This window comes from Neobacillus kokaensis, assembly GCF_014656545.1.
GTDB classification, from domain to species: Bacteria; Bacillota; Bacilli; order Bacillales; family Cytobacillaceae; genus Neobacillus; species Neobacillus kokaensis.
On sequence record NZ_BNDS01000024.1, the window covers coordinates 17,057 to 29,470 of the forward strand.

Genomic DNA, 12,414 nt, shown 5'->3' on the forward strand with positions numbered 1-12,414 from the left:
ACATTAGGAAGCACGGCTTTTTTAAAGCCGTGCTTTTTTGGTGGAATTCTTTTCGCCGGTTAAGTAAGAATGTTTTGTGAAAAAATGTATCCACTTTTGTTTTCAGGAAAGACTATACATCGGTATCTCATTTATTTCCTCATAAGACGCCTCATTCGCGTGGTCGATGTAGCGAAGAAGACTATAGAGCTTTCTTTCAATGACAGTATAATCACGTTCAAAATTGTAGGCATGCAGGAAATGTTCAATTTTTTTCGATAGAAAATGGTCAGTTGTCCGCACCATTAGAATTAATAAATTATCCCATTCGGAACGGTGCGTATAAAATAACGCTCGGTCGTAATCCATTTTATTCATTTATTCTCTCCTCCTTATTTAGGAGTTGAGATTATTGTATGACATTTAAAAAGAAACACACGCAGAAAATGTTGGACAGTAGATGAAATAGCGTTATTTAACATTTACCAGTATATTTTTTAAAAAACAGGTGAGGGTTCATGGCGAAATATTTATGTCTGATGCTGATCTTTTTGCTATTATTTGAAAATGCTGCCGCTGCTAAAATGGTTGAAACAAATAAACCATATTCATATGAGCAGTTAAGTAATGACATTGTGGAAATTAAAAATAAATATAAAGATCTAGTTGGAGTCAGATCAATCGGTAAATCGGAACTTGGCAGGGAGATTTGGGCAGCAAAACTAGGAAAAGGGGATAAAACAATCGTATTAATTGGTTCTCATCACGGACGCGAATGGATGACAACCATGCTGCTGATGAAAATGCTGGAAACTTACGCCGCTGCTTTTGAGCAGCAGGGCAAGATAGGAGTTAAATCAACTAGGATACTTAATGAGGTTTCTATTTGGTTCATACCAATGTTAAATCCCGATGGAGTAACGATTCAGCAAAATATTTTAGGGGAATTTTCTTTAGAACATCAAAAGCGTCTGCTCAAGATGAACGATGGTGATAGAAATTTTAAGAGATGGAAAGCGAATGGAAAGGGCGTGGACTTAAATAGACAATATCCTGCAGATTGGAATGACCTTAAATTAGGTCCTTCTGAACCTTATTATAAATCCTATAAGGGAAAGAAACCCCTTGAAGCAGCTGAGGTTCTGGCTTTAACAAGGTTTATCGAAGAAGTGTCTCCATCCATTGCAGCTGCCTATCATTCAGCGGGCAGGGAAATTTTTTGGAACTACAAAAATGGAATATTTTCACTTAGGGATTACCTCATTGCTTGGAAAATGGCGAGGCTGACGGGGTATAAATTAGCAATGCCGGATATGGAGGCAACAGGCGGTGGTTTTACAGACTGGTTTATTACTACCTACCATCGTCCTGCTCTGACAATTGAAATAAGTTATCTAGTAGGAGAAACTAATCCGCCATTAAGTGTGTTTAAAAATGAGTGGAATAGGAATAAATATGTGGGGCTTATGCTTGCTCATGAGGCTGAAAAAATATTGGATTAAATAGGGACGAATCAGGTTTACCAATTTCATTGGGAAAATGCTGATTGTTTTTTCTATCTTGTTTCATCATTCCTGCCTTTTCTTCATACATTGTGGTAAGAGGAAAAGGGGGGAGAACTTGTGAATGAGGGAGATCGTAACGCACTTGAATACGCTATAACCGAAATAACCGAAATTGCAAAAGGTTTTGGTTTAGATTTCTATCCGATGCGCTATGAGATTTGTCCTGCTGAAATTATCTATACCTTTGGTGCTTATGGGATGCCTACCCGGTTTTCACATTGGAGCTTTGGAAAGCAATTCCATAAAATGAAACTTCATTATGACCTTGGCCTAAGTAAAATTTATGAACTTGTGATTAACTCCGACCCATGTTATGCCTTTTTATTGGATTCTAATACGTTAATCCAAAACAAGCTTATTGTTGCTCACGTTCTAGCCCATTGTGACTTCTTTAAGAACAATGTCCGTTTCCAAAATACAAAGCGAGATATGGTAGAAAGTATGGCTGCAACAGCAGACCGAATTCATCAATATGAAATTCAATATGGAAAGAAGGAAGTTGAATCTTTCCTTGATGCAGTGCTGGCTATTGACGAACATATTGACCCTTCCTTAATGAGACCGAAACTTACCTGGTCCATCGAAGATGATATCGAGGAAGAAGATGATCAACGATCGCCGTCTCCGTATGATGATTTATGGAATTTAGACGAAAAAAATAAAAGCGTGCAAAAACAGCCGCGAAAGAAGAAATTCCCGCCAAGACCTGAAAAGGACTTATTATTATTTATTGAAACATACAGCAGGGAACTAGAGGATTGGCAACGTGATATTCTAACAATGATGCGCGAAGAAATGCTTTATTTTTGGCCGCAGCTGGAAACGAAAATCATGAACGAAGGCTGGGCTTCATACTGGCACCAAAGAATTTTGCGGGAGATGAATTTAACCAGCGGAGAAGCGATTGAATTTGCTAAATTGAACGCAGGTGTTGTTCAACCATCGAAAACAGGAATTAACCCGTATTATCTTGGTTTGAAGATTTTTGAAGATATTGAGGAACGCTTTAATAATCCTTCGGATGAGATGAAAAAACGAGGAGTTGAAGCAAATTCTGGCAGGGAAAAAATCTTTGAGGTTCGAGAAATCGAATCCGATATTTCTTTCCTTAGGAATTATTTAACTAAAGATCTTGTTTATAGGGAGGATATGTACCTTTTTCAAAAGCAGGGCAGAGATTATAAGATTGTCGATAAAGAATGGGAACATGTCCGCGACCAATTAGTGAATATGAGGGTGAATGGAGGTTTCCCATATATAACTGTTAATGATGGCGATTATTTGAAAAATGGCGAGCTCTACTTAAAACATTGGTATGAAGGGGTAGAGCTGGATGTTAAATACCTAGAGAAGGTATTGCCATATATTCACCAGCTTTGGGGCAGGCCAGTTCATATGGAAACAGTGATTGAAGAGAGAACAATGTTGTTTTCCTACGATGGCAAGGGTGTACATCGAAAATATCTATAACGATAAAGAAGGCAGCCTGAAAGCTGCCTTTTTTAATTTTCGGTATAAACCGCAATTAAGACAGCAGCTACTTCATCCCCGATATTCTTTACAAAATGCGGGACGCTTGCGCACCAGCTAAATGTATCTCCTTCCTCAAGGATAAAGGAGTCTTCCCCTTGTTCCGCAAGGATTTTTCCCTTTAAGACTAAATGGCATTCTTCCCCTTCATGGGCCTTTTGCTCACCGGTTGAAAACCCTGGAGGGAATTCAACCAGCCTCAAGCTTAATCCCCCTCTAGACGCTAAATGCTCAACTTTTAAATCAGGGTTTTTTGAAAACGTAAATTCTCTTTCATTTTTTCGAATAACAGTCATATGCTCATCTTTTTCTAACAGCAAATATGGAAGAGGAATTTTTAAGTAATTAGCGATTGTTTGTAATGTGCTGATTGATGGGGAAGTGTTGTTATTTTCCACATTGCTAATAAACCCTTTTGAAAGCCCAGTCCCTTCACACATTTGCGCAATCGTTATTTTTTTCCTATTTCTAATCGAGCGAATTTTTGAACCAATTTCCATTTTTATCACCTCAGAAGTTTTTTAATGGTGAACTTAATTTCATATTAACAAAAAAGTGATTGACATGCCAGTTATGTCTCTGGTATTGTATAGGAGAACAAAGATTCATATGGAAATACAATAAAATGTCGAATACTTTAATAAGTTAGGTATTCCAGTAATATTTAAAATTTTTCTTGAAGGGCATACAGTCACGGGAGAAAATCTACAAGATTTTAAAGAATTGGTATTAAATGATGTACAAAGTTAAAAAATACTATGAACAAGGAAAGGGAGGAATTGAATATGATGCCATCATTATTTATTGCTCATGGAGCACCATTGCTTGCAATTGAAAATAATGAATATACACAATTTCTAACACAATTAGGAGAAACAATGCCACGGCCAAAGGCGATTGTTTTATTTTCTGCTCATTGGGAGTCTAGGGTCCAAATGGTCAGTAATGTAAACCAATATACTACGATATATGATTTCGGAGGGTTTGACGAAGCATTATACAAAATCCAATATCCTGCACAAGGAGATGAACAGATTTCCAAAGAAATTGAGGATTTATTTACGAAGAGTGGAGTTCCGTTTGATATAGAAGCACAGCGTGGATTGGACCATGGTGCATGGATTGTCCTTCGCTTACTCTATCCAAATGCAGATATACCGGTGATTTCTATGTCGGTCAATTCTAGACTTACACCGGAGGAACAATATAATATTGGAAAGGCCCTATCTGTATTAAGAGCTAAGGGCGTATTAATTATTGGCAGCGGAGGTACAGTGCATAACCTTAGAGCGTTAAAGTGGGTTGACAATGGGGAAGCAGATCAATGGGCACTTGAATTCGATGATTGGTTAGCCTATCATTTGCAAAACTGGGATTTACCTTCACTATTTAAATACGATTCAGTAGCACCGAATGCAGAATATGCGGTACCTCCATATGGTTCTGAACACTTTATTCCAATCTTTTATGCTATGGGGTCGGCAGATGATCAAAGGAGAGCAGCATTATTGCATCGCAGTTTTCGATATGGAAATCTAAGTCACAGCGTTTGGCAGTTTGGTTAGTATGTAGCATAAAAATTTTATACTAAAAATATTTCATGGCATTTATCTCGAATTAAAAATATATAGGTCTGAGATAAAAACAAATAAAAGTACTGGGAGAGAGAAAATAATGAATTTTAAAAATGAAATTGGTGCAGTTTTTTTACGGGTTATTCTAGGAATAACATTTCTCATTCATGGGTTGTCTAAGTTTCAAGGCGGAATTGAAAATACAGCTGGATGGTTCGACAGTATTGGGATACCAGGATTTATGGCATATGTAGTTGCAGGGATAGAACTTGTTGGCGGAATGGCCTTAATCATTGGACTTGGAACTCGGATTGTATCAGCATTGTTTGTCTTAATTATGATTGGTGCAATTATCAAGGTCAAACTAGCAGTCGGGTTCTTGGGAAATGGGCAAATGGCAGGATATGAATTAGATCTGGCATTCCTAGCAATGGCATTATTCTTAGCAATAAACGGAAGCAAACAGTTAGCAGTGGATCAATTTTTTGTAAAAAATGAATCTGCACAGATTTAATCAAGTGAGATCGATAAATTAATAGTAAGTTTCACATTCTAAATTAGGTGGTAAACAGCATGGGATTCTTTAGCAGTCTATTTGGAAATTCCTCACAAAAGGAGACGAAATCGATGACAAATGAAAAATTAAATATAGGAATTATTTTAGGAAGCACACGTGAGGGACGTGTAAGTCCCCAAGTAGGAGAATGGGTAAAAGGAATTGCAGATAAACGCGGCGATGCAAATTATGAAATTGTGGATATTGCTGATTATAATTTACCGTTCCTAGGAACAGGTACTGGTCAAGAACCAGGAATTCAATCTTGGAATGAAAAACTAGCAAGCTTAGATGGGTTCGTATTTATTGTTCAAGAATACAACCATAGTATCACTGGCGCTTTAAAAAATGCCCTCGATTTAGCTCGAGAAGTTTGGAATAATAAAGCTGCGGGTTTTGTAAGCTATGGCTCAACAGGTGGAGCACGTGCTGTAGAACATTTACGCGGAATCTGCGGAGAATTATTGATTGCTGATGTACGTGTCCATCCAACATTATCATTATTTACTGATTTCGAAAACATGAGCACATTTAAACCAGCCGAATTACATTTAGATAATGTCAATGCAATGCTTGAGCAAGTGATTGCTTGGAGCGGGGCATTAAAGACTTTACGATAAAAAGTAAAATAAACATATAAAAAACCGCTATTCTTCTAGTTACATTTTTTAGAAGAATAGCGTTTTTTTTTGTTTAATGGATAATCTTATATGCTATTTCAAGCACTGGACTATTATATAGATTATATAATTCTATTATCTAAAGTAAACAAAATATAGGTTGTAATTTTATTTAATAGTGATAATGACGGAAGGACTGGAAGCGCTTAAAATAAAAAAGGTAACCTGAATTTTCTGATAAAATTATATTTTCTGAATGTAGAAAGGAGGAGTGATTATTGTATGGATTTTCAATATTGGTTAACAAATGTACGTCTCGACTGCGGTTACGAGTATGAAAATAATGGGATTATCAGAACAAAAACAGAAATTTCCCATCTTTTAATTGATAATGGAATAATTACGAAGGTTATAAATGCTGATGGACCGCTAATAACAAATCTTCCCCAGTATAATGCAACAAATCTGCTTGCTCTACCCGGTTTTATTGAAAAGCACAACCACCTTGATAAAACATATATGGGGATGGCATGGAAATCTTGTGCGCCTGATAAAAAATTGTTGGACCGTTTAACATTTGAAGCTCAGGAAGCTCCTGAACTAGCGAAAACATTAAAGACAAGAGCGAAGGAGATGCTTGAAGTTATTGTAGAGTCAGGAGTAACGCATATACGTACCCATGTAAACATTGACACATACTCAGGTTTAAAAAATTTAGAATGCGTGCGTGAAACATTACAGACATTTAGCGACAAACTAACCTTTGAAATTGTTGCTTTTCCTCAGCAAGGACTATTACGATCTCAGGCTGGTGCATTAATGAAAAAAGCCATGAAAGAAGGAGCTAATTTGGTTGGAGGTCTTGACCCAGGAGGAATTGATTTGAATATTGAGGCATCGCTGCAACAGATGATGGAGATTGCGGTAGAGGCTGATGCTGATATAGATATTCATTTACATGACCCAGGACAACTAGGACTATTTACAATTAAAAGATTAGCAGCATTAACTGAGGAAACCGGGTGGAATGGGAGAGTCACGATTAGCCATGCCCATGCATTAGCGGATGTCTCCCTACAAGAGGTCAGTGAAGCGGCGGAAATATTATCAGCCCTTGAAATATCTATTGCATCTGCAGTACCGATTCATAGACCTGCAATCCCTATTCCTCTGCTCCACGATAAGGGAGTATCCATAGGATTAGGCTGTGATGGCTTCTATGATTCCTGGTCCCCATTCGGAAATGGTGACATCTTGGAAAAGGCGGGCCGGCTGGCTGAGCGCTTCCGTTTAGTTGATGAAAAATCACTCACTCAAGCCCTAGGTTTTATTACTGGCGGCAAGACTACACTAGATCAAACGGGAAAGCGATTATGGCCGGCAATTGGAGACAAAGCCAATTTGGTCCTCGTTGATGCCAGTTGTTCTGCAGAAGCAGTAGCAAGAAGAGCAAATAGACATGTTGTAATCCATAACGGAAAGATGGTCTGTGGGCAGCTTGGGTTAACAGGGAGTTATAGTGATTTAGTAAAGTGACGGGGTACAAAGTAAGAGTTTATGTCAAAAACGAAAGCTTGTCATTGAAAATAAGGGGGCTTTTAAATGTCAAAACGTGAACTAGGGAACATAACGGTGGGGCTCATTATACCGTTCATTGCGATTATAGGTGTGTTACCTTTTATTGCAAAAATTGAGTTTAGTATTTTGGGTTTTCCGATCCTGTACTTTTGGGTATTTTTATGGTTTTTTTTGACGACACTTTGTCTTTGCGCTTCCTGGTATTTTTTTGATAGACCAAAATATGAAGACACTGCAGAGAAAAGAGGGAGATAATCATGACGGTATTTGTTTTTAGTGTTATTATGCTTCTGTCCATTGCCATTGCTTTTTACTCTCGCCGTGGGAAAGATGTGCTTAATGTAGAAGAATATTTAGTTGGAGGAAGATCTTTTAGCGGATTTCTCCTATTCTTCTTAGCAGTTGGTGAAATCTACAGTATTGGTACGATGATTGGGTTTCCGGGTGGAATCTATGCAAAAGGTCCCAGTTATGGAATATGGTTTTTAGGTTATATACTCTTGGCTTATCCTATTGGATATTTTCTTGCCCCTTTAATTTGGCGTGTTGGGAAAAAGTACGGCTCTATGACGTTTCCAGATATGTTTAGGGACCATTATTCTAGTCGCGGACTTGAACTAATTGTAACCATTTCTGCTTTGCTGTTTATGATACCATGGGCTCAATTGCAATTTGAAGGGTTGGTTGTTGCTCTAAGTGCACTAGGTTTTAATTTATCACCGATTGTAGCGGTTGCCATCTCTGGGTTTTTAGCGTTTCTATATATCTATTTATCCGGTGTAAAGGCTCCAGCACTTATTTCAGTCTTAAAAGATATCTTAATGTTTGGTGCGATTCTTGTTGCAGGTACTGCTGTATTTATGAAAACGGATGGTGTATCGAACCTTTTTGCCATGGCTAAAGAACAAGGTGCATCGGTTACAATTGGCTCTTCTCAAGCGTTATTATTCGCCATGACAACTATTTTCTTTCAAGCTCTTGCGTTTTATTGTACACCTGCAATTGCCCCGGTTATTTTTACAGGAAAATCTGAGGCGACAATTAAAAGGACACAAAGGTTCATGCCTTTATATATGTTTATGTATCCTTTTTTAATTGCTACCGCTTATTTTTCTTTAGTGGCTGTACCAAATCTCGATGATCCTAACCATGCGTTTGTAGCAACCGTAATGACTTTGCTGCCTTCGTGGGGAATCGGCCTTGTAGCTGGCGGTGCGGCGCTTTCCGGAACATTAGTTCTTGCCACATACAGTTTGGCGGTTGGCGGTATGGTTTCACGTAATTTAGTAAAAAATGTACCCGAATCTTCGCAGAGAAGATGGGTGAGAATCATAGTTTTTCTTTACCTGCTAGTATCAATGGTCCTGACGTTAGTATCACCTAGTTTAATGGTAAGTTTAATCAACACAGCTTCAGCTGGTTTGGGGCAATTTTTGCCTGGTTTATTGGCTATCTTCTTCTTCCGCAAAGTAACACCAATTGCTATAGCTTCCGGAATTATTGCGGGCGACTTAGTTGTAATGGGAATCTATCTTGCTGGTATAACACTTAATATCCACGTTGGCTTACTAGCTCTAATTTTAAACGTTGCGGTGATGGTTGTTGTGACAAAATTGACTCAGAACAAAAAAGTTATCAATCCAGTTGCATTTCAGCCGATTGAAGGAAATGTTGTTCATGATGAACAGAAGTTTAAAAATCCGCCTATAGCTGTTGAATAGTAATAACGACTTTTAATGGAGTTTGATAAGATGAAGACAAAAATAAAAGGTAAATATGTAATAGGCTTTGATAGGACTGACCATACGGTCATACAAGACGGTGAGCTGGTATTTGAGGATGATACAATTATTTTTGTTGGACACTGCTTTCAGGGTGAAGTAGATCAGACCATTGATGCAGGCAATGCGGTGATTAGCCCTGGTTTTATCGATTTAAATGCACTTGGTGATATTGACCATGAAATTATTCACGTTGAAGCTGACCAGGAAAGGGTTAAAAACCTTCTCTGGTCGGCTCAATACTTTGAAAAGGCTACTGAGGTTATGACAGCTGAAGAAGAACAGTTTAAATCGCTGTTTGCTTATACACAATTAATAATGAACGGTGTGACCACGGCAATGCCCATTACTTGTACTTTCTATAAGAGATGGGCTGAGACATATGAAGAACTAGAAGCAGCAATTCATCACGCTGGCCGACTTGGGCTGCGTCTCTATGCGGGGCCTAGTTATCAATCTGGTGTTAGGGTTGTAAAACCTAATGGGAAAATTGAAGTTTATTGGAAAGAATCGGAAGGTGAGAACGGATTAGAACGGGCGGCAGAATTTATTTCAAAATACGATGGTGCTTATAACGGCTTGATCCGAGGGATGCTGGCACCGGAGAGAATCGAGCTGCAAACGACTGGCATTTTATTAAGAACAAAAAGGTACAGTAAAGAATTAGGGTGTCCAATAAGACTTCATGCTGCACAAGGTCGTTTTGACTATGATGAAGTGCACCGTAAATACGGTAAAACACCAATTCAATATTTATTTGAATTAGACTTTCTTGGGCCGCGAACTGCTATTCCACATGCACACTTTGTCACAGGTTACAGTGGAGTCGATTATGGGGATGGAGATGATGTAGAACTGTTGAAAGAATCAGATACAACGGTTATTCACTGTCCGCTCATTTTTGGCCGCCGTGGACAGGCTCTCGAGACCTTTGCTCAATATAAGAGACGAGGAATTAATTTAGCCATTGGGACGGATACCTTCCCACCTGATTTCTTTCAAAATCTTCGTGCTGGAAGTATGCTGTCGCGATTACTTGAAGGGGATATAAAAGACTCTTCTTATGCAGATTTCTTCCGAGCTGCAACCCTTGGAGGAGCCAAGTTTCTAGGCAGGGAAGACTTAGGCCGACTGGCACCGGGGGCAAAGGCAGATATTATTGTTGTAGATTTAGATGGATTTCATATTGGAGCTGTAGATGACCCGATTCGAACTATGATAATGTCTGCATCAGGCAATGACGTGAAGATGTCTATTATTAATGGACGAATTGTGATGAAAGATAGACTCATTCCTAACGTTAATCTAAAAGAATTAAAAATAAAAGCACAAAACTACTTCGAGAAAATGCGTGCAGGTTATTTAGAAAGAGACTATCAGCGGCTTCAGCAGGAAGAGTTGTTTAAGCCTTCATTTATTATAAGTAAAAAAAATTAGATTTTTATTTCTACATTTTTACTAAGTATTTTTTAAAATTAAGAACCCTCTGTTAAGATAAATAACAATAACAAATTTTTACATGCAGAGGGTTTTGGGATTGGAAAGGGTCATCAGTTATTAATATGTTATTTCAGAAAGAATGAACGAATAAGGAGTGCCATCCGCAATTGAAGTGAGTTTTGTGAATCATGCACTGAATATCCTAAAATTTCTTCACATTTAGTAATACGATATTTAACGGTGTTGCGGTGTATATACAATTTTCTAGATGTTAAAGCAATTTCACAATAATTATCCAAATAAACAATTAAAGTATTGATTAAGTCCTCTTCATCTTTAGTCTTCGGATATGCAAGAGAAAGCAAGGTGTTTTCATAGAACTCTAGCAAATTTTCTTCAGGGATGAGTCGAATCATTTCCTTTAACTGTTTAGTCTCATAAAAGTAAATAAATTTATGTTGAAATAAATCAAATCCCTTTTTTAGCGCTTCTAAGGCTTCAGAATATGAAATAGGAATATCAGTAACGTTATTAAATAAGTTACTAACTCCAAAAGAGAAGGAGAGCTTCAAATTTAAAGAAGCATTATGTTGGAATTCTTCTAAACTTTTCTCAATAATGCTTTTACTTGGATCATTAATATTCATTGGAAATTGCAATAAAATAACGAAATGAGAATCCTTCATAAAAACTATTTTTTTTGCATCAAGATACTTAAAGGATTTTTCAAGGAATTTATAGAAATATTCATATAGTTTGGTCATGACATCACTGATTTGCTGAAATAGATTTTGTTTATCTACGTCCAACTTGCAAACAATACATACGTATTTGTGGTTATCAACTAACCCATATTGTTTTCCACTATGGATAATTTCCTCTTTGTTAAGAATGTTTCCATCTACAAGTGATGCGAAAAAGTTATTCTCTAACAATCTAGTATAATCTCTAATTGCCTCGCTTTTTAGTAATGTAAACGATATTACCGTTGAGGCTTGCTCAATTGCTAATTGTGATGATGGATATGGAAGTTTTTCAGGGTCGAAAATAATTAAAAAATACGGGTAGGAATGCATGGTTTTTACATGGAATATTTTAATGGAAATATCTCCATTAAGTGTATTAGCGTTTTGAATATGGAACTCCGTTTTGTTACGGTAGTATTCAATATTACTTTTTATCAGTTCACTAACATTCTCCATCATTGCTTTCGTTTTGTTCTTCTGAAAATGATGTGAGAATGAAGTGATGTCTCCCATAGGATCAAGCAGGAGGATAGGACTTTTTATTGATGATCCTAGATTTTCCACTAATGCTTGCAGGTTATAGCCCTTTATCATCAAATTTGTGAATTTTTTATGAATATGAATCGCATAAAAGAGTTCTTCAATTTGATTATTCCATAGAAAGCTTAGTAATTGATGGGCAACTGCACCTAACGTTAAAGAGATTGGGATTTGAATAATAGGGAAATCCAGTTTGTTAGCTAAATCGATTACTTCCTGGGGAACTTTGTCAATAAACCTTCTTAATTTTATTGCTATCCCTGCGCAAGGCAGTTCGTTAATTTGTGAAATAAGATCACATAAAGTAATTGGATTATCTCTAAAGGCATAACCCGTTGTTAATAAAAGAGAATTTTCTGCCAAAAAATGCATCACATCCGGTGTTTCCGAAATTTCGATTGATTCTACTTTTCTATTGAGTCCGGTTTGTCCGGCAATTATATGTGCTTCTTGGAATACATCCACCATGAGTAAGTCTTCAACTGTTTTCATCCTGCACCTCTAA

The 12,414-nt window shown here is 37.3% G+C and carries 12 protein-coding genes; 9 read left to right on the plus strand and 3 right to left on the minus strand.

What is annotated here, in order from left to right:
- Positions 1–102 precede the first annotated feature (102 nt).
- A complete protein-coding gene (locus IE222_RS20415) occupies positions 103–357 on the minus strand; it encodes a YhdB family protein (RefSeq protein ID WP_191276033.1) in 255 nt (84 codons plus the stop codon).
- Between the two features lie 140 nt (positions 358–497).
- Between IE222_RS20415 and IE222_RS20420 the strand changes: the two genes are divergently transcribed.
- Positions 498–1,481: a M14 family zinc carboxypeptidase gene (locus IE222_RS20420; RefSeq protein ID WP_191276036.1), complete on the plus strand. Its 984-nt coding sequence runs from the start codon at positions 498–500 to the stop codon at positions 1,479–1,481.
- Positions 1,482–1,601: 120 nt separating this feature from the next.
- Positions 1,602–3,014, plus strand: coding sequence for a SpoVR family protein (locus IE222_RS20425; RefSeq protein ID WP_191276038.1), 1,413 nt, complete (start codon positions 1,602–1,604; stop codon positions 3,012–3,014).
- Between the two features lie 32 nt (positions 3,015–3,046).
- Here the strand turns inward: IE222_RS20425 and IE222_RS20430 are convergent, their stop codons facing one another.
- The gene (locus IE222_RS20430) at positions 3,047–3,574 is read right to left on the minus strand and encodes a helix-turn-helix domain-containing protein (RefSeq protein WP_191276040.1); all 528 of its coding nucleotides are present in this window, start codon (positions 3,572–3,574) and stop codon (positions 3,047–3,049) included.
- 285 nt (positions 3,575–3,859) lie between these two features.
- Between IE222_RS20430 and IE222_RS20435 the strand changes: the two genes are divergently transcribed.
- From IE222_RS20435 to IE222_RS20465, 7 genes are all read left to right on the plus strand, one after another.
- The gene (locus IE222_RS20435; RefSeq protein WP_191276042.1) at positions 3,860–4,639 is read left to right on the plus strand and encodes a dioxygenase family protein; all 780 of its coding nucleotides are present in this window, start codon (positions 3,860–3,862) and stop codon (positions 4,637–4,639) included.
- Positions 4,640–4,748: 109 nt separating this feature from the next.
- Positions 4,749–5,162, plus strand: a complete 414-nt coding sequence (locus tag IE222_RS20440) for a DoxX family protein (protein WP_191276044.1) — start codon at positions 4,749–4,751, stop codon at positions 5,160–5,162.
- 59 nt (positions 5,163–5,221) lie between these two features.
- Complete coding sequence (locus IE222_RS20445; protein WP_191276046.1) at positions 5,222–5,824, plus strand: NADPH-dependent FMN reductase; 603 nt, start codon at positions 5,222–5,224, stop codon at positions 5,822–5,824.
- Positions 5,825–6,106: 282 nt separating this feature from the next.
- Positions 6,107–7,360, plus strand: coding sequence for an amidohydrolase (locus IE222_RS20450; RefSeq protein WP_191276048.1), 1,254 nt, complete (start codon positions 6,107–6,109; stop codon positions 7,358–7,360).
- 66 nt (positions 7,361–7,426) lie between these two features.
- Positions 7,427–7,657: a DUF3311 domain-containing protein gene (locus IE222_RS20455; protein WP_191276050.1), complete on the plus strand. Its 231-nt coding sequence runs from the start codon at positions 7,427–7,429 to the stop codon at positions 7,655–7,657.
- A gap of 2 nt (positions 7,658–7,659) precedes the next feature.
- Entirely contained in the window at positions 7,660–9,123 is a 1,464-nt protein-coding gene (locus IE222_RS20460) for a sodium:solute symporter family protein (RefSeq protein WP_191276052.1), read from the plus strand.
- A gap of 30 nt (positions 9,124–9,153) precedes the next feature.
- Entirely contained in the window at positions 9,154–10,620 is a 1,467-nt protein-coding gene (locus IE222_RS20465; RefSeq protein ID WP_191276053.1) for an amidohydrolase family protein, read from the plus strand.
- A 128-nt stretch (positions 10,621–10,748) separates the two neighbouring features.
- On the opposite strand, the gene IE222_RS20470 is transcribed toward IE222_RS20465, so the two are convergent.
- Complete coding sequence (locus IE222_RS20470; RefSeq protein ID WP_191276055.1) at positions 10,749–12,401, minus strand: PucR family transcriptional regulator; 1,653 nt, start codon at positions 12,399–12,401, stop codon at positions 10,749–10,751.
- Between the last annotated feature and the right edge of the window lie 13 nt (positions 12,402–12,414).